This window comes from Marinibium conchae (genome assembly GCF_015595035.1).
Taxonomy (GTDB): Bacteria; Pseudomonadota; Gammaproteobacteria; order Enterobacterales; family Alteromonadaceae; genus Glaciecola.
Map to the genome: position 1 here is coordinate 212,474 of NZ_JADNRN010000004.1, position 19,211 is coordinate 231,684.

A 19,211-nucleotide genomic window follows, 5' to 3' on the forward strand; every position below is an offset into this window, starting at 1 on the left:
TAGCACTTTACCACGCTAGCCTACAAATTCTCATTCCGAGAACCATCTAGTATTTTTAGTGATTAGTGCAGGAACATCCGTAGTGAGTTTCATCGCCGTGCCTTTACCTTCAGTTTTCTCAATCACCTTAAAAGCCTCGCCCATATCATTCGGTCTGCGGTTCAAACTATGCATATCGGAAGCAATGTAATCAATGTAACCATCTTTTAATAGTCTGTGCGCGGTAGCAGCTACTTTGTCACTAAAACGCCCAGTAAATGCGCCTGCGGTTATTTGAAACAAGCAACCGAGCTTTTTCAAGAATTCCGCTTTTCGGTAGTCTGCAATGATATCGCGGTTGCGCTCTGGATGAGGAATAACCGGTTGGATGCGGTTTTTTAACAACCATTTAATGAGGTTTTCGGCACCCGGGGGAACATGGCTATGAGGAAGCTCTAAAAGCAATAAAGCTTTTCTGTCCCATTGTCCCAAATATGGCAATTGAATATCGGTCACCCACTGTAACACTTCTGGGCAAAGCCTTACTTCACAAGAATAAGCCAGTTTAAGAGGCAGCGATATCTTTTTCATTTCAGCGACCAAAACATCGAAAACGGGCTTGATCGTTTCTAACTTATTATTAAAAACGCCTTGATGTATATGTGGGGTACACACCATATAGCTAACACCACTTTCAAGGCTTTGTTGCGCCATAGCAATTGATTCGCTAAGTGATTTTGCGCCATCGTCGATACCAGCAAGAATATGACTATGCAGGTCTATCAACGCTTATTATCGTCCGTAGTGTCGGTCGAATAACTATTGTAGCCATATTGATCATAGAAGCCGCCGTACTCGCCGCTTTTCTTTGCTTTCTTCAAATCCACCTGATTAAGTACAACACCGTCAACTCTATTGCCCATTTGTAAAAAGCGACTAAGCCCCATGTTGATAACTTTCATGTTCGTGCTGTCGGCTCTCACTACATAAACAATTGAGTCACAGAGTTTGGAAACGACTACTGCGTCGCTCACTGCTTGTGTAGGAGCGCTGTCGACAATAATATAGTCGTAACTGGCTTTAAGAGAGCTCATTAAGTCTCGAAATTTATCGGATGCCAGTAATTCTTGGGGGTTTGGCGGAATTGAGCCGGCGCACAGCAAATCGATGCCCGAAGCCTGATCAGTCACGATACACTCATCGAGGGTATGCGTGCCAGCAATTAAGTTCGCTACGCCAGGCTGGAAACCCGGAAGATCAAACTGCTTGCCTAAAGAAGGTCTTCGAAGGTCTGTATCGAGCAGCAATACCTTGCTCAACTGACCTATTGCAAAAGCTAAGTTTATTGATACGGTGCTTTTGCCTTCTTTTGGCACACTCGACGTTATTAGAATGCTTTGTGATGGTTTATCTAAATTCAATAACTGCAAGCTTGTTCTGAGGGTTCTAACCGACTCACTAAATACATGGTGGCTTTTATCAAAAAAGTGCCTCAGCGCTAAGTTTTCACGCTTCTTATGAGCTTGCCAAGGAATGATGCCAAGCATGCGTTGGCCTAATTTTCTTTCGACATCATCAACCGAGCGTACTCCGGCGTTCAGCGCCTCTAACACTAGAGCCAAGAACACACCCAAGCCAAAACTCAAGACAAAAGCAGCGGCGATAATTAAGGTTTTTTTAGGCTTTGCTGGCTGATTTGGTACTAATGCACTGTCTAATATTCGGGCATTCGCAGATTCAAAACCACCTAGTTGATCAGTCTCTTTAAGGCGCGTAAAGAAACTATTGTAGAGTTGTTGGTTGGTGTCTACTTCACGCTGCAGCGCTTTTCGTCGATTCTCCAGATTGGATAGCTTACGGAATTCAGCTTTAGCTAACTCCACGTCGGCTGTTAACTTTCTTACCTTTGTTTGCGCGCTTCTGTATTCTGTGTTGATACCAGCAATAAGGCGAGAGATTTGCTTTTCGATGCTCTGCTCTATCGACAAAAGTTCTGCCTGAGCGGCAATCATTTTAGGATGCTTCGGGCCGTAGACTTCTTTCAATTCCGACACTTTGCTTTGTGCAATCACCTCTTCGCGTTTTATCGTTTGGATTGAAGGATGATTCAACACTTCAGGCAAACTAGAGAGTTCAGAAAGGGTAACATTGCTCTGGTTTACTTGTTCAAATATAGCGCCGCTGCGTTGCAGTGTGACCTGAGCGTCAATGAGCTGATCGCTGAGCTGTTGCAATTGCTCTGAAGCCAATCCAACGACACCGTCGATGTCTACGAGTTGTTCACGCTCGTAGAAATCAGCAAGATTTTTTTCCGCTGTGCTGAGCTTTAGACGTAAACCTTGCAAGCTTTCGTTTAACCAAGATGTTGCCTTAGAAGTCATATCGAGTTTTGCTTCGAGATAGCTTTCAATATACACCTCTGCAAAGGTATTCGCGATGATAGCAGAGAGTTGAGCTGATTCGCTTTCAAAGGAAATCTCGACAACTTGCGTGTTTTTAAGAGGACTGATCTTAACCGACTTCATTACCTCTAAAATTGCATAGTTTAGGCGCTTTTCCTGTAATTCTTGTTCTGAAAGTGCGAGCTTTGGACGCTGAGGCAAAAACGGCAACATTGACTTTAGGCTCTCCTTTACAGAAGAAAGTACGCTTTGTAAGCCTGTTTTCTTGTCACTTGCAGCATCTAAACTGAACAGTATGTTGTCTTGTAATTGCAGTTCTTCTACAACTCGCTTTGCAATTTGTCTTGAGCGTAATATCTCATACTGTGTTTCGAAGTATTCTTTGCGGCTTGAATCTAAGCCATACACTTCTTCAATACTGAGCACATTCGCTTGTTCTGCTTCTATCAAAAGTGAGGTTGTAGCAATGTATCGCGGTGTTACGGACAACACCAATAGAGTCGCAAGTAGGGTAAGAGAAAATGCGAGAGCCAATATACGCCAGATATATCGCCTTACGGTAAGCCAATATTGACCAAAGTCGATAATGTCGCTGTCGAGCAATTTTGCTTCTATTTGTTCTGGTGTCATTTGCGTCATACAACGAATACTCTACAAAATCCTTCAATGCCCAAGACTAAACTCCAAAATTAAAAAAAGCGCTCATTAACGGTAACAATATCGCCAGGAAGTATGGTATCTACTTCTGTAGCCTCTATTTCAGTTTCTTTACCGGCGAGTTTTCGCACAATAATGACATTGCCTCTATTTGCTCTCTCTGTAAACCCACCGGCTAATGCGGCCGCTTTACTTATTGAAAGCCCGGGCTGGTAAGGATAGCCACCTGGTTTTTTTACAGCACCATCAATGAAGAAAGGTCGATACTCTAAAACCGTAACGGATACTGATGGATTAACTAAATAGTCACCACGGAGTCCTTTATCAATCAGTGACTCAACCTCATTGAGAGTTAAGCCAACTAAATTGATGTCGCCTAAAAAAGGATAATTTATAACGCCTACATTCGACAGGCGAGTTTCAACCATAAGGTCGTCTTGTCCGAAAACAGTTATTTTAACAAAATCACCCGAACCCAAGCGATATTGCTCAAGGTCGTTATTAATTTGCGCTAAAGATTGAGAGCTAGAAAGTGCCAACAACATAATTAAAATGAGAGAGCAAGCCGACTTCCATAATGAAGAAAGTTGATACGTATGTGCTAGACCGCTTTGTTTAACTCGCAATTTTTTTCCTCACAGTATGGTTATTACAGTGTGAACAGCATATTGAAGAAAAGCTGATTTCTATCGTAACTGATAATGTCACGGTTACTATCACGCTCGTCTCTTATGTAACTTAGTTCAACGTTAATCCAGCGACGAAATTGGTAATAAGCAGAAGCTCTAAAGCGAGCTAGATCGTCGTCACGAACAGCAAGATTGTTTACAAGCCTACCTTCGTACCTGTCGTTGCCCCAAGTGTAGCTTACTCGGGTGCGAAGACGCTCTAGCCACTCGTGCCGCCATTCAACTTGATGATCACGACCACGAATGAAGTCTCCTTCGCCATTGGTTTCGTTAGTACTGGCGCCCGTTGTTAGTTCGACACTTGAATATTCGACAGGTTCCCATATCACGCCAGCTTCCCAGTCAACACCATCAAAATCATCACGCAGTTCACTCTCAAAGTCCTTTTCTTGATACCCTACTTTAGCGTAGCCCGATGTTTGTGCGGTTGCTTCCCAGTCTAGGCCGATAAGATAAGAGACTTGCGTACTATCGAGGGGCGACTCGGAATTAAGGGCAAAATTATAATCAACATCGGTGTAAATAATGTCGATTACCAAATCAGTTGTTGCCCCTACTCGGTAATAAAATGCCCCGCCAATCCCAGTAAAAACTCGGTCTCTAGCTCTGTAGCTTGGGAGTGTTAGATCGTAATCGCGATTTGTGATGTTGAAATTCACTTCCAAGCGGCCATCAGCGTTGAATGCGCCATAAGAATACAACAAATCCAGTTCGGCCTGTTTGAACTTATCCGGCGTGGTTAAAAGCTCACCGCGGCCAATCGAAAAACCCGTACCACGGTCCTCGTGACCATCAGTATAATCAACAGCAATATCCATACGATGGCGTGCATTAAGCTCATAATCAACGCCAGCGCTTAAAAAATGGTCTGTGTAGTTATCGGCTGGGCTACTGTAAAAGCGCTCGTTACGCAGGCGATAGCCAAAATTCACTTGGCTAGAACCAAAATTAGTTAACATCACAACTTGTGGTGAAATGATCTGCGACCAACTGGAAATCTCGTCTTGTGACGAACGGATAACGTTATCGTCATAGCGAAAACCGACATCCACGCTTGGTGTTAGGTCGAAACCCGCTACCGGAATACTAGCTGCATCTTCAAATTGTTGTGCCTGAACTAAGCTTACGCTGAGAGTTAACACACTTAGCAGCCCTAATTGAAATAATTTCATTCCATTGCCTTGTTTACTTTTCGTTATTTGAACACTTTTAAAATAATGACTTATCGCGGTATTAACGAACAACAAATACCCGCCGATTGTAACGCAATTAGAGGTAGTTAGACAATCAACATTTTATTGCAAAACAAGTAATTAAATGTGGTTGAAATGCAACACAAAGCAGCTTTTTAGCGTATTATTCACCAATATGAAATGAAAAGCCTGATTTTAGGCTTTTCGACAGGCAAAATACTTGCCAGTGACGTGAATTTGAATAGACTTTGCGAATAAGCAAAGTCGCACACCCACGCCAAATTTTTAATTGTTGTAAAGCAGAGTAAATGAAGAAAACGCAGTCAACTAATCATCGCCACGGAATCATACAGTCGAACAAGAGTAGTTTTTCAACTCTATATCGCTTAGTAGACCTCTCTATTATTGCAGTGATGTTCGCCCTCATTCTTTTTTCACAGCAGGTTATCTTCGACAATAATGCTTGGGTTGTACTGGCGATTAGCATGACTGTGTTTAATGTATGCGCCGAATCCTTAGACTTATATCGTTCTTGGCGCACTCAATCCACGTCCATTTTAATAAAATATACAGCAATAGCGTGGAGTATCGCTAGTGCTGTGCTAACTGTGTGCTCGTACTTTTTGCCGAATCTTATTGTGTATGAGCAACAGCTTGTATTGTTTTGGATTTTGTCGACCTATCCTGCACTTGCGATATGGCGTATCGTGTTTCGGGAATTGTTGTTTATGCTCAGGCGTCAGGGCAGAAATACCCGGCAGGCAGCGATCATAGGTGCCACTCCTGCTGGCTATAACCTCGCCATGCAAATTAACGATAACTCACATCTTGGCATTAAATTAGCCGGCCTTTTCGACGACAGAGAGCCATCTCGTTTATCGACTGAATTTCTTGAATACCTTGAAGGTGACATCGAGTTAGCGATTGCAAGAGCCAAAGAAGGTAGCATCGACTACATTTACATTGCTATGCCCATGAGTGCAGAGAAGCGCATCATGGATATCCTTAATCGCTGCAGCGATACAACCTGCTCGGTATACATCATTCCTAATTTTCTTATTTACAACTTGCTTCATGCAAGATGGCAAAGCGTAGGCTCAGTGCAAACACTCAGTGTGTTTGACACCCCATTTCAAGGCGCAAACAATGTTCTCAAGCGTATTGAAGACATTATTCTTGCCTCGTTAATATTATTGGTGATAGCCATACCTATGCTTATTATCGCCTTGAAAATCAAAGCCAGTTCAGACGGCCCCGTAATATTCAAGCAGGACCGCTATGGCTTGGACGGCAAAAAAATTAGTATTTGCAAGTTCCGCACTATGACTACTATGGATAATGGTGAGCATGTAAAACAAGCAACCAAGAATGATCAGCGCATTACCCCATTTGGTGCATTTTTACGGCGTCGTTCGCTAGATGAGCTTCCCCAGTTTTTTAATGTGTTGCAAGGGAAAATGTCGGTGGTTGGTCCTCGTCCCCATGCCGTTGCGCATAACGAGCAATATCGTGAACTTATCCAAGGTTATATGCTGCGTCATAAAGTAAAGCCCGGCATAACTGGCTGGGCGCAAATAAACGGTTTCCGAGGTGAAACCAATACAATAAATAAAATGGTAAAGCGCGTGGAATACGATCTGGACTATATTCATAGATGGTCGATAGGCTTAGATATTAAAATAGTATTGATATCGGTGTTCAAAGGTTTCTCCAGTAAGAACGCGGTTTAAGCATAAACCGGCTAATACGAAAAGAACCGTTTAGTCTAAAGCTGCGTTAAATACACAATGCCCAACCAATAGTCGTTATGGAGTCGCTTTGCCACCTTTGGTTTTTCACCCTATTTACAGTCAACTCGATCTGCCAGTAAGACATCGATTCCCAATTGAAAAGTACGTTGGTATCCACGATGCACTCGTTGGGCTCGGGGTTAGCGAAGCGCACTTTCGACGTCCCGACGCGCTCAAGCCATCAACAATTTCCAGTATTTATGACCCCAATTATATTGGGCAGCTATGTAGTGGCGAGCTTTCTCCGAAAGCCATGCGCCGCATCGGTTTCCCGTGGTCTCAACAATTGGTGGAAAGAACACTCACAGCCGCAGGCGGCACAGTACTCACATCGTCCTTAGCATTAGAACACGGCAAGGCCTTAAATCTTACCGGTGGCTACCATCATGCATTTGCTAACTTTGGCTCTGGTTTTTGCATGATAAACGACCTATATCTCGCCGCACTCAACATGCTGCAAGCTAAAAATATTGACCGTGTATTAATTTTTGATTGTGATGTGCATCAGGGTGATGGCACAGCAAAACTAGCAGAGAATAATGAGGCTATTTATACTGTGTCGATACATGGGGAAAAAAACTTTCCTTATCGCAAACAAGCCAGCAACCTTGACTTCGGCTTGGCAAAAGCAACCGAAGATGATGAGTTTTTATCTACCGTAGAACAAGCGTGGCACATGGCTATGACTTATTTCCAACCCGACGCAGTTATCTACGATGCGGGCGTTGATATTCATGTCGACGACGATTTAGGCCATCTACACATCAGCACCGACGGTGTACTTCAGCGAGACCGCTTTGTATTCGAACAGTGCGAAAAACTCGGCATTCCCGTAGCGGCGGTTATTGGTGGAGGTTATCAGCGAGACATTGATGCCTTGGTTAAGGTGCATCTTCAACTATTTAAAGCAGCGGGTGCCTACACCTAACGCTAAAGGCCTAGCACTAAGGGCTTAGCCATCAAATAACAAGTCAATACACCGCATCATTTTGATTGCACACTGAGTATTTATACACTATTCTAGCACTGCTAAATGACAGTGCAGCAAGACAGTTTAATGCCAATAAAAAATAATAATAATATCGGAGAGTACTACTGTGAAAATCACTGAAATCATCAATGAGATGCCACATGCACAGCGAGAACGCCTAGCTTTTATTGATTTTTGCCTTCAATTTTTTGGTCACATTACACGCAATGATTTAGTGAGTCGTTTCCAAACTGGGTTGGCGGCATGCACAAGAGATTTTGCAGCTTATCGCGACTTAGCAAACAGTAATCTTGTGCTTGATCACTCTACAAAACAATATTATCGAACACCAGAGTTTGTTCCTTTATTTAAATACGAGCCTGACATCATTCTACACTCCTTAAGTCGAGGCTTTGGCAATGGCATTTCACATGTTACGCAACCTTCTGAGCAATGCTTTGACGCAGTGCAACTCATTCATCCTGATAGCAGCATCATTGCAGCGCTAATGAGGGCTATACACAATCAAGAAGTATGCGAGGTGGGGTATGTTTCGGTCTCTTCTGGTGAGACAATCCGTGAATTTGTACCACATGCTCTCGTTAACAACGGTCATCGATGGCATGTACGTGGCTTCGATTGCAAAAATCAAGGTTTTAGAGATTTTGTATGTACACGTTTTACGTCAATAACAAGCTCAAGCACAGCAATTGAGAGCCATCAAATGGCAGCCGCAGATAGTCAATTTCATCAAATTATTGATGTTGTCTTAGTTCCCCACCCTAGTATTAAAAATCCTCGCGCCATCGAGATGGATTTTGACATGCAAAATGGACGTAAGGTAATGCATACCAGAGCAGCACTGGCTGCATATATCCTGCGCCAATGGCAGGTTGATTGCTCTGAAGGTGCAAGAATTACCGGGCAAGGGTGTCAACTGGCTTTAGAGAACCTTGATGTGTTACGACGCATCGAGAATCCAAGCTTAGCGCCTGGCTACGCACTTTGATTGCGAAAAAACAAGCCATACAAACTTAGGGGAACTTTTTAGGGCTTTCGCTGGTCTTCATATATCCCTAAGCATATCGTTTTTGATTTTAAAAGGTGAAACCTATGTCTCATGCACAAATCCATAGATTGAACGATCAGCAAAGCCAACAACATAACGAAGCACTCATTAAGTTAACGGTATTACTCTATCAGATAGACGGAATAGTCACGCTTACTGAACAAGACTATTTTCAGGAATTGGTCGACAACATGCCTTGGCATAGTGGTATTTCAAAAGAAGCTTTTATCAACGACGCAATTCATCAAGCGCGTGCAGCAATTGACAGCCTTAAAGCACCTGACTTTATCCGTGCCCTATCCGACGAACTCAATATCGATGCTGCTAAAACCCTAGAAGTAGCAATGGCGATCACGAAAGCTGACGGCGAAAGAAGCGAAGAAGAAGTAGAGCTCCTTGCGCTTCTTGCTAATCGTGTTTTAGCCAAAGGGCTTGTTGCCTAAACAGCGATTGCTATTGTATTAGGATCTAGGCCTGTGCGGATTTGCTAGTGATCACGGGCTTTATTCCATAAAGCTTTCCATACTTTTTGCATAGGAAAGCGGAAGCGATACTGCCTATAAGCCCAGGCGCAATCCAAAATATGATTTGCCATGCACCTAAACCCTCGAAGACGGTTCTTGCGCCAAAGGCGATAAACGCTGTGTAGGCACCTATACCTGATCCGATGAACGAGCCAATGTGCTCAAATAACCATTGACGCTCTGCTACCTGTGCCTTTATGCAATAACGAAGCATACCGAAGCCGACTACTAGCCCTAACACAGCAAAGACCATAAGTAATGTTTGTGACGCTATAAATCCGTAGTAAAAGAGCACAGGCGCAGCCGTAATCAGAGCTATTATTGGTAGAAGGTAGCTGAGTTTTTGAAGTGACTTTCGGTTTTGCTTTGCTGCAATAACTGCAGTAGCGTGGCGTGTTACAGTGAAGCTAAGTAAGCTTAGATACAACAGAAAAGCCCAAAATAAACGGATGACATAAGTTGCTCGTTCAGGATTGCTTGCATTATTAATGTACTCTCCTTTTATTACTACCGGGAAGGCCAACACCATCAGCGCCATGATTGCACCAGACAGAGCGACCAAATACATTGACACTTTATAATGATTGCCAAATCTGGTGTGGTTCAACTGCCCTTTCTTGGTAAACAATGGTACCCAAAATAGGATTAAAGCCAGTGAGCCAAATAAAATATGTGAAGCAAACAGGCCGCTGTGTAAATAAGTCATAAGCTATCTCGTTTTCAAAAGTGTAGGGCGAGCTACTGACTGTGAGAGTATCTCACAAATTGCCATTGCCGCCGCTAATTATCAGTTGATAGCACTTTACTGAAGTATATGAGAAGACTTTAGTGCCAGAAGTCATTTTCGAAAAAGTGACTTTTTACCTATCGCCTTTTCACAACAAACACTGTTATTCTGCGCAAATCGCAAAACACCAGGTAAGTATCACAATGCAGACTGTTCATCCCAACCAAGAAAGAATTAAAGGCATCAATTTTGGCAATTCGAGCCCCATCAAAATCGAATCGTTCTCTGCCATCATCACTTGGTTTGCGGTAAGCGGAAGTGCGATATATTTCATGCTTAGAGCCGACTCTATCAGCATGAATCAAACTTACTCCGCGCTCGCCCTGTTTGTTCTCTATTTAGTACTTTGGTTATTTGCATCCCGTGATGAACATTATGAAAACGAGAGAGTGGTGAGAAGAAGCCTCACAGTGGCCTTATTTTTGGTGATAGTTGGTATTTATTTCACAGTTCCGTTCCCCTACGTTGCCATATTCATGGTTATTTGGAGCGCCATTCTTCCTTATCTAATTAACATTAAGTGGGCATTCCTTTTATCACCACTATGGTCGAGTATTTTGTACTTCGTTTTTGAATTTTATTGGGGTTTCAATAACATGGCAGTGTCAGCCGTGTTGTTCTGGACCTTCAATTTATTTGCCTTAGTGATGGTAAACACCACAATTAAAGAGAAGAAAAGCAGAGAAACGGTAGAAACGATTAATCGTGAGTTAGTATCTACGCAACAGCTTCTTAACCAAGCTGCTGAACAGGCTGAAAGAGTTCGCATTGCTAGAAATATTCATGATTTATTAGGGCACCATCTTACTGCGCTAACAATCAACCTACAGGTAGCAAGTAGACAAACCGACACTTTACAGGTTGACGAAAGCAGCCAGAGCAACAAACAACAAATAAAAGAGTCTATCGAACAATGTCATAGCTTGGCAAAACTCCTTCTTAGTGATGTGAGAGAGGCTGTTTCTGACATCAGAAGTAAATCATCGATAGAGTTAGTGAGCGCTATCAAGGCCATTAGTGAGCGTCTCCCAAACCTCGACATAAAAGTGGATTATGCAAACGACATCAATATCGACGATGTCAACATGGCTGATGTACTGATACGCTGTATTCAAGAAAGCTTCACTAATTCTCTTAAACATAGCAAGGCCACAAATGTAGAAGTACAATTTAAGAAAATTAATGGTCTTGTGGAAGTAATCATTCAAGATAACGGCAACGAAGTGAAGAAGAAAGCAAAACACACGGTTAACCCTACTCGTGGCTTCAAGGCGGGTAATGGACTAACAGGGATTGTTGAGCGGGTGAGTCTTCTTAAAGGTAAAGCGGACTTTTTCTTAAATGATAAAGGCTTTGTTACTCACCTTTCATTACCTATGGCGACATATGATTAAAATATTATTAGTAGATGATCAAACATTGGTGAGACAAGGCATAAATAGCCTTCTCGCACTTGCCGAACAAGTTGACGTAGTCGCACAAGCAAGCGATGGCAATGAAGCGCTTGCTTGTTTAGCAGATAGCACACTTCAGGTCGATGTTGTGTTGATGGATATTCGCATGCCCAACCTTAACGGGATTGAAACGCTTCAAAAGTTAAAGGAACAAAATATGCATGTACCCGTTGTGATGCTGACCACTTTTGACGATCATGAATCCGTGATGCAAGCTCTTCAGGCAGGCGCAAAGGGCTATTTACTTAAAGATGTATCACTTGAAACACTTGTTGAAGCAATCGAAACCGTTCATGCAGGTGATACGCTCATACAGCCTGCTATAACTGAACGCCTTATTCAAGGCTTGCAAGGTGTAAAGGGTGACTTCGAATCTAGTGCGCTTCCTGAAAATTTATCAACAAGAGAGACAGAAATATTGCGCCTGATGGCAGCAGGTTGTAGTAACCGAGAAATGGCTGAGAGCCTTTTTAAATCTGAAGGCACTATCAAAAATCAAGTATCGTCTATTCTTGCGAAGCTCGGTGTACGAGACCGCACTAGAGCAGTGCTAAAAGCTATTGAGCTAGGTATGATTTAACGTTGTAGTGATGCACTGAGTATTTGCAGCTTCCTAAATTCACCTAATATAAGGTAATAAAAAACGCTCAATACGAACTGCATTGAGCGTTTTGAATATGGTTAGCTACTTGCTTTTTCAGCCAGCAGTCAACTAGTGATTATTCACCAATTATTATTTACCAAGCTTAGGTCTGAATAGCATCGAAGCAAACGCGAGCAATATAATTGATACTGCTGCTGGGGCAGATGCTTCAACTAGTTGCACTGTTGCAGATGCACCCGCGATGGTCTGTATACCTACAGTACCTACATTGATACTACCGTGAGTAACTTGCAAGAAACCAAAGAAATTTTCAGTTGTTCGCGACTCTTCTTCAAAAAGTGTTGTTTCAACAGTTAGCATAAAGCCTAAAAATGCTGAATCACCAACGTTTGGAATTACCTCACCAAAGCTACCAAACTCGTCCCACTCGTCAACACTATAAAGAACTCCTTCAGTTAAAGAACCACCTTCAGAAAAGGTAGACTCACCAATCACGTCACCTACTTGATAAGCGCTTAGTGATTCGTAATCAAGAGCCGAAAAACGCAATGCGCTTTGGGTGTAGCCTTCGTCAAATTCTACAGCGTTAAACAAGCTCGTAAAACCAGCGAACTGTGTTTGCTCTTCAAATTGATTGAAGCCATTAATGACAATAAAGTTTAGGTCGTCGATGCCGTCGCCGTTAAGATCAACATTTTTACCAAATGTATCTTCACTGGTAACAACGGTTCCATTATTAGAAAGTATGAGTTCTGCGTTTGCGGTGATAGCTATTAATGCATTCGCACTTAACACAAGAGATAGAAGAGTGAGTTTTTTTGATAGTGCTTTAAACATCAAATATTCCTTTTATTGAAAAGCGTTTAAAATTCAATGATCCATTTGCAATTTTCGCTCCAAAAAAAATACCCTTTTTAATCATATATTTACACTCAAAATTTTAGTGACGTGTAAATATAACTGACACTTTAGTACAGCACAAAAAAACGCGCTCATAATGTATACATTATTAAGCGCGTTTTGTTAACGAATCAATTTTGTTCGTCTTTTAAAAAACAAAGCCTTTTTAGCCTAATATTGGTACACGTAACTTAGGTTCCAAGAGTCATTTTTAATCTTTATCTTCTCGTCCCCGAAACTTACAAACTCGCTTTCGCTATTTGCGTAACTGAGTAAAATCGAAGAACGCTTATTGAAGAAATGACGAGCAAAAAGGCTATAGCTGTCATCATCACCGATAAGGTTAAATCCGGCGCCAATGCTAGTGTAATCATTGAAGTAGTAGGATGCTCCCAAATCTAGGCGTTCGTCGGAGAAAAAGTCGTCGTCAAACACGTTAAGTGTTGCATCAACGGTTAAATAACGCCCACCCGACAGTGCGGTGAAGTACTTCGTATTGACAATTTGCTGGAGGAAGTCTTCATCAGTGCGATATGACACACCTACGTAATCATTACCCTGCATTTGGTGGACGTAGTCGGCACCAAAGCTAAACACTGATTCATCAGAGTCGAATAACCCACCCAAGCCATCACTGCTCTCACGCGAAATCGAAAGCTTTATGTCCTTGTTGATGAAATAAGCAAGGCCAATGTTGGTGAACTCAGTATCACTATCATTATCGTATACGGTCGTTCCGGAGAATACCAAGCTATCCATGATGTACTCGCCAGCCAGACTATATTGACGATTACCACTTGCACCAAACAGGCCTGCTGATATGCGGCTTTGTTGATTAATGAAATCAAACTCCGCCAAAGGCCCGAGTGTTGGACGCGGGTCAAAATAATACTGCATATTCAGATTCCAAGCCTCGCGCGATTCTGAAGTAGAGCTTCCCGCTCCTTTTACCGTTGTTTTGTTACTGGTGACTGATGCACCGAAAAAGGTTTGATAATCGTCAGCGAAGGCGTTTTGAGAAAATGCGATTGCTGCAAGAGTTGCTAAACTCAGTGTCGTTTTTGAAAACATGTTATTCCTTTAATACTTGTTTGAAAACAAGCGCTTTAATTGCGCTAGCGTTATTACACCGAGGCATATTATAGCCTATAGACTGAACAAAGGCTGAATAAAGAACATAGAAAAGCCCGACATCAACTATGATGGTCGGGCTTATATTAAGAAGCGAACTTGGCTCCTGGATTAAGAGCCTAAGTTAAATGTAAGACTAGTTACAGCTGACCGTCGCAGTTTCAGCAGCATCAAAATCAAAAGCGATATCGCTGATGCTCATTGTTACCGAACCCGTTGCAGTTAGGTTAAAGGGCACCACCAAACCGGTGAAATCAACACCTTGCTTGCTAAAGCACTGTAAATCAACACTTAATGTAGCCCAACTGCCCTGCTCGACTGATTTCAACTGTTCAGTTAAATCAACGGAACCAGTGCAACTGCCAGGCGCATCCCCTTCGCTTTCACAGCTCATCGTCAGAGAAACACTTCCCTCTATTGCAGATTCAGGTTTCACCATAAAAGTGATTGCAGATTTACGCAGTAGCTCATTACTCAGGTCTTCTCTGAAAAAGCTTTTTGCAGCAATTTTTACACCAGCAGCTTCAGTTGCATTGCTTACAGTTAATCGAAAGGCGTCTTCTTGTACATTTCTGTCAACCGTTCTATAGCTGACCGCCCCAAGCTCTGCAGTGCTAGCAACGACGAATTGATCTGTTGCGCCCTCGTTAAGCAGCAAAACCCACGGTTTTTGTAAGGTGCCAGTGAAAATTTTCTTAGCTTCGGCGTTTGCGGCCAAGTCTTCGTATGTTTCCGACAAATCATCACCAAGGCTATCTTTATCGTCGTAACTTAAACCATAGCCATAGGCAAACAGTGGTGAGTAATCCTCATCGCCCTTGTTTAACACTGCATCGTATGGCGAATTTGGCCACGAAAACGACAGTCGACCAGTAGTATCATATTGTCTTTGACCCTCTTTATCGGTAAACAACACATCGGCGACAGCACTGCCTTCTGAGCCAGGTAGCCAGACAGCAACGAAAGCATCACTGGCGTTAAGCTCTTGATTCATCCACAAAGGGCGACCGCTGATAAACAAAGAAACCACTGGGATGCCCTCAGCCTTCAACTTTTTAAGCATTGCTAAATCGGACTTGACACCACGTTGATAATCAAGATGTTCACGATCTCCATGCCCTTCGGCATAGGGTTCCTCACCAAACACAACAATAGCTACATCGGGCTTTTTCTCATAAGAACCACTTTCATTGAGTTCAACGCTACCATCAGCGGCTTCAACGTGTGCTTTTATTCCATCGTAAATGCTAGTGCCGCCCGGAAAGTCATCATTTGTGTTATTTGTTCCTTGCCAAGTAATCGTCCATCCGCCCGATTGCTTACCGATGTTATCTGCGCCGTCTCCGGCCACCAAAACATGAGCCTTAGGATTAAGTGGCAATAACGCGTTTTTATTTTTAAGTAACACAAGAGACTCACGAACGGCTTGTTTTGCAATATCTCGATGACTCTCTTGCCCAATTAGCTCGGTTTTACCAGAGAATTTGCGATTCGCCGGGCTCGGTTTTTCAAATAGACCGGCACGGATTTTGACGCGAAGAATTCGGCTTACGGCATCATCAATGCGCGCCATAGGAATAATTCCCTCATTCACCTGTTTGATTAGGTTTTCGTAAAGGGGCTTCCACGCATCCGTTGGTACCATGTAAATGTCCAAACCAGCATTAGCGGCCTGAGCACAATCTCCGTTAGTGCAGCCCTTTACTTGGCCATGACCGTTCCAGTCACCTACAATAAATCCGTCAAAGCCCATTTTATCTTTCAGCACGTCATTCAAAAGATACTTATGGCCATGAATCTTCTCGCCATGCCAACTATTAAAAGAGGCCATAACAGATTGTGCGCCAGCTTCTAGTCCGCCCACATAACCTTGAGCATGAATTTCAAATAGTTCTTGCTCACGTGCAATATTATCGCCTTGATCGTCGCCCCCTACAGTGCCGCCGTCGCCGACGAAATGCTTAACGGTGCTTATAACGCGATTATCACTTAAGAAGTCTTTGCCGGCATGTCCTTGTAAACCATGAACAATTGCTGCGGCATATGTTCTAACAATTTCAGGATCTTCGGAATAGGATTCGTAAGTTCGGCCCCATCGGTCGTCTCTCACCGTCGCCACAGTGGGTGCAAACACCCAGTCTATGCCCGTTACCATTACCTCGGTAGCCGTTGCATTCGCAATTTTTTCGATCAAGTCAGGATTATTTGCCGCACCTAAGCCAATATTGTGCGGGAAAAGTGTGGCACCAATAACATTGTTATGCCCGTGAACTGCGTCGGTGCCCCACATTGTCGGAATAGTAGAACCATCGAGACTATCGTCGATTGAAGCTTGGTATAAATCTTCGGCCAACTTTATCCAGTCTTGTGGAGTAGACTGTTTGTTATTGTTTGGAAATGCGCCACCACCATTTAAGAAGCTTCCAAAACCATATTTGCGCATGTCCTCAACCGTAATATCACGTATTTCGGGCTGAATCATCTGAGCAACTTTTTGCTCAAGCGTCATCGTTGACATAATGCTTTTGATGCGATCTTCAACTTCTTTAGTTTGTTTAACCTCTATATCTAGTACTGGCCAGATATCAATACCGCTTTTTGCGGCAACTTCTTGTTTTGGTTTATCCATAGCGGCAGTCTCTTTTTCACTAGTACATGCTGTAGTAGCGCCTAAGACCAAACACAGCAAGGGAAGATGTTTACGAAATTTCAAAATAAGCGTCCTTTTCAATGGTCTAACTTTTCATATGTAAACGTTTACATTACATCAAATTAACATAAAAGCATACTTTTTTTGTTATTTGGGCATGATGAATTTGCTTTGTATTTAACGCAGTAAAAACCGATGTAGCACTTATGCGAAGTGAGTCGCTAATGAGGGCTTTGTGTCGCTTCCTCAGCAATTCTCTCCTCGCAGGTGGGAATAATTGGTAGTTTGCGTAATACGCTCATTTGCGGATCGATAATGACATGGCTTGATGTTGACACCGGCAGTGACGTATTCTGAGCCTGCGGGTCGATTTTTACTATGAGAGTATCGCCATCTATTGAAACAGGCACTGGCATAGGGAAAGGTAATTGATTAGGTGTCTTCCAACTAAGTGCTAAGTGCGACTCATCTCTGTGAACAATTAGCTCAGGCAAGCTTGCTTGTTTCATATACACATCGAATAGCCAGCTATAATCTTCATTGGTCATTTTATTCACGATATCGATGAAGTCTTGAGTATTTCGATAACGCGGTGTTATTGGCGAGAGCAAGGTATTTACCTTATCAGCCTGCCCATAAACGAGCTCGCGAGATGCTTGCCAAAATAACTCATCACCAATAAGCCATCGGAGAGTATGCAAAACCCAACCTCCTTTACCGTAAATATCAGAGTTAAAGGCGTCGTCGGAGCTTATGTCACCATCAAGTACAATCGCCTTACAGTTTTTTAACCGCAAATATGACTCATACATACGGTGTTGGTAAGCTGCCTCGCCATCCTTGTATAAACTATAAGCAGGTTGCATGTACCAACCGAAACCCTCATGCAACCACGCATCATTTAAACGCTCGTGAGTCATCAGATTACCAAACCACTCGTGTGCCAACTCATGATGCAATAGCCAATCAAAGCCGTGTTTATCGCGTTTGTAGTTTCTACCATAAGCATTGACGGTTTGATGTTCCATACCCAAATGGGGAGTCTCAACAAAACCGAGCTTTTCAGTTCCCCACGGGTAAGGCCCAAGGTGCTTTTCAAAAAATGCAAGCTGCTGGACTAGGTCGTCTTCAACAAGACTTTCCGCCTTTTTTTGATTTTCTTTCAAAGGCCAGAATTCAATCGGCACCGTTTGCCCATTGCTGCTTTTATAATCTCGTTTGATATAGCCATAGGGGCCAACATTGAGAGCAATGTTGTAATCACTTGCTGGCACAGATAATAACCATTCAAAACGCGTTCTGTTATTAGCTAGCGCTATGGTTTTTTGTAATTTCCCGTTGGTAACGGCTGTTAGATTCGACGGCACTGTGAGTTTAATAGATGTACTGTCTGCTTTGTCAGCAAAATGGTCTTTGCAAGGCCAAAATACATCGCAACCTTCGCCTTGCACCGCCGTTGCAATCCAGTCTTCGCCACTTGGCGTTTTATCCCACACAAAACCACCATCCCAAGGGGCATTAAGTGCAATGTGAGGCTGTCCAGAGTAAAAAACCGAAGCTTTAACTCTTTGTTTGGGAGAAGCTTCGTCTTTTAGCTTGATTAATATACTGCCATTCTTAGCTACATAAGACGCAGGCTCGCCGTCAACTTCAACCCGAGATATCAAGTAACGCGGATCGAGCTTTAACTCTAGTTGTGAGGAAGGTTCAAGCATAGTGAAGGTTGCAGAGCCAAAGCCTGAAATACTTTTACTGCCGGGAAATAGCTCTAAATCAATTTCATATGCAATCACGTCGGTTTTTCTCGCCACTTCAGAAAAGGGCTGCCCTGTATTAGCAACAAGTGGGTCGAGTGAGGTTTTGATTACCTTATTGTCAGCGAATTCCGATGGGGCCGTAAACACCGAGCAAGCCGTCATCAATAACAGACAAACAAAGACAGTAGTTACTCTAGTATTAAGGGTGGAATTTAACGAATGCATAAGCTTTTCTCCATAATATTCAAGTATCCGCAGGATGCTTTGCTTTTACAATAAATATTTGAAGAAAAAGAAAGTTGAGTTGGCCGATAAGCCGGGTTCTGTCTAGGGCAATCATTCGTCTAGGCCAACAATCACTCATTGGCTCAAGCAACCTACCCGTTCCCAACGCGGGCCGCGCCGTAAGGGAACCTATTTGGTCTTGCTCCGGGTGGAGTTTACCTTGCCGTTAACTGTTACCAGCAACGCGGTGCGCTCTTACCGCACCCTTTCACCCTTACCAGTCGAAACTGGCGGTCTTCTCTCTGCTGCACTTGTCGTCGGTTTACACCGCCCAGACGTTATCTGGCACCCTGCCCTGTGGAGCCCGGACTTTCCTCCCCTCTAAAACATGCGAGCATGAATAGAGCGGCGATTGCCTGGCCAACTCAGG

At 43.1% G+C, this 19,211-nt stretch carries 15 protein-coding genes and 1 other RNA gene; 6 read left to right on the forward strand and 10 right to left on the reverse strand.

Going from position 1 to position 19,211, the window contains the following annotated elements; genetic code table 11:
* Positions 1-30: 30 nt before the first annotated feature.
* The 4 genes from ISG33_RS15890 to ISG33_RS15905 all read right to left on the reverse strand — a co-directional run bounded on the left by ISG33_RS15890 (position 31) and on the right by ISG33_RS15905 (position 4,899).
* Entirely contained in the window at positions 31-765 is a 735-nt protein-coding gene (locus ISG33_RS15890; RefSeq protein WP_195734615.1) for a tyrosine-protein phosphatase, read from the reverse strand.
* Complete coding sequence (locus tag ISG33_RS15895; protein WP_195734616.1) at positions 762-3,020, reverse strand: GumC family protein; 2,259 nt, start codon at positions 3,018-3,020, stop codon at positions 762-764. The genes ISG33_RS15890 and ISG33_RS15895 overlap by 4 nt, the downstream gene beginning before the upstream one ends.
* Positions 3,021-3,070: 50 nt before the next feature.
* Positions 3,071-3,583 (reverse strand): polysaccharide biosynthesis/export family protein, encoded by a 513-nt coding sequence (locus tag ISG33_RS15900; RefSeq protein ID WP_195734709.1) that lies wholly within the window; start codon positions 3,581-3,583, stop codon positions 3,071-3,073.
* Between the two features lie 104 nt (positions 3,584-3,687).
* Positions 3,688-4,899 carry an outer membrane beta-barrel protein gene (locus ISG33_RS15905; RefSeq protein WP_195734617.1) on the reverse strand — a complete coding sequence of 404 codons (1,212 nt, stop codon included), beginning with the start codon at positions 4,897-4,899 and terminating at the stop codon, positions 3,688-3,690.
* Positions 4,900-5,228: 329 nt separating this feature from the next.
* Between ISG33_RS15905 and ISG33_RS15910 the strand changes: the two genes are divergently transcribed.
* From ISG33_RS15910 to ISG33_RS15925, 4 genes are all read left to right on the forward strand, one after another.
* A complete protein-coding gene (locus ISG33_RS15910; protein ID WP_195734618.1) occupies positions 5,229-6,650 on the forward strand; it encodes an undecaprenyl-phosphate glucose phosphotransferase in 1,422 nt (473 codons plus the stop codon).
* 88 nt (positions 6,651-6,738) lie between these two features.
* Complete coding sequence (locus tag ISG33_RS15915; protein WP_195734619.1) at positions 6,739-7,638, forward strand: histone deacetylase family protein; 900 nt, start codon at positions 6,739-6,741, stop codon at positions 7,636-7,638.
* Between the two features lie 169 nt (positions 7,639-7,807).
* Positions 7,808-8,689 carry a WYL domain-containing protein gene (locus ISG33_RS15920; RefSeq protein ID WP_229333649.1) on the forward strand — a complete coding sequence of 294 codons (882 nt, stop codon included), beginning with the start codon at positions 7,808-7,810 and terminating at the stop codon, positions 8,687-8,689.
* A gap of 104 nt (positions 8,690-8,793) precedes the next feature.
* Complete coding sequence (locus ISG33_RS15925) at positions 8,794-9,192, forward strand: TerB family tellurite resistance protein (RefSeq protein ID WP_195734620.1); 399 nt, start codon at positions 8,794-8,796, stop codon at positions 9,190-9,192.
* A gap of 25 nt (positions 9,193-9,217) precedes the next feature.
* On the opposite strand, the gene ISG33_RS15930 is transcribed toward ISG33_RS15925, so the two are convergent.
* Entirely contained in the window at positions 9,218-9,979 is a 762-nt protein-coding gene (locus ISG33_RS15930; protein WP_195734621.1) for a SoxR reducing system RseC family protein, read from the reverse strand.
* Between the two features lie 122 nt (positions 9,980-10,101).
* Here ISG33_RS15930 and ISG33_RS15935 point away from each other — a divergent pair, with 122 nt between their 5' ends.
* Both ISG33_RS15935 and ISG33_RS15940 read left to right on the forward strand, forming a co-directional pair.
* Entirely contained in the window at positions 10,102-11,454 is a 1,353-nt protein-coding gene (locus ISG33_RS15935) for a sensor histidine kinase (RefSeq protein WP_195734622.1), read from the forward strand.
* Entirely contained in the window at positions 11,447-12,094 is a 648-nt protein-coding gene (locus tag ISG33_RS15940) for a response regulator (RefSeq protein ID WP_195734623.1), read from the forward strand. Before ISG33_RS15935 ends, ISG33_RS15940 begins: the two co-directional genes overlap by 8 nt.
* Positions 12,095-12,247: 153 nt before the next feature.
* On the opposite strand, the gene ISG33_RS15945 is transcribed toward ISG33_RS15940, so the two are convergent.
* The 5 genes from ISG33_RS15945 to rnpB all read right to left on the reverse strand — a co-directional run bounded on the left by ISG33_RS15945 (position 12,248) and on the right by rnpB (position 19,209).
* Positions 12,248-12,955 carry a hypothetical protein gene (locus tag ISG33_RS15945; RefSeq protein ID WP_195734624.1) on the reverse strand — a complete coding sequence of 236 codons (708 nt, stop codon included), beginning with the start codon at positions 12,953-12,955 and terminating at the stop codon, positions 12,248-12,250.
* A 234-nt stretch (positions 12,956-13,189) separates the two neighbouring features.
* Positions 13,190-14,089, reverse strand: coding sequence for a putative porin (locus tag ISG33_RS15950; RefSeq protein WP_195734625.1), 900 nt, complete (start codon positions 14,087-14,089; stop codon positions 13,190-13,192).
* 196 nt (positions 14,090-14,285) lie between these two features.
* Positions 14,286-16,862, reverse strand: coding sequence for a glycoside hydrolase family 3 protein (locus ISG33_RS15955; RefSeq protein WP_370545341.1), 2,577 nt, complete (start codon positions 16,860-16,862; stop codon positions 14,286-14,288).
* A gap of 158 nt (positions 16,863-17,020) precedes the next feature.
* The gene (locus ISG33_RS15960; RefSeq protein ID WP_229333650.1) at positions 17,021-18,781 is read right to left on the reverse strand and encodes a M1 family metallopeptidase; all 1,761 of its coding nucleotides are present in this window, start codon (positions 18,779-18,781) and stop codon (positions 17,021-17,023) included.
* 71 nt (positions 18,782-18,852) lie between these two features.
* An RNA gene (gene rnpB, locus ISG33_RS15965) (RNase P RNA component class A) lies at positions 18,853-19,209 on the reverse strand.
* Positions 19,210-19,211: the final 2 nt, after the last annotated feature.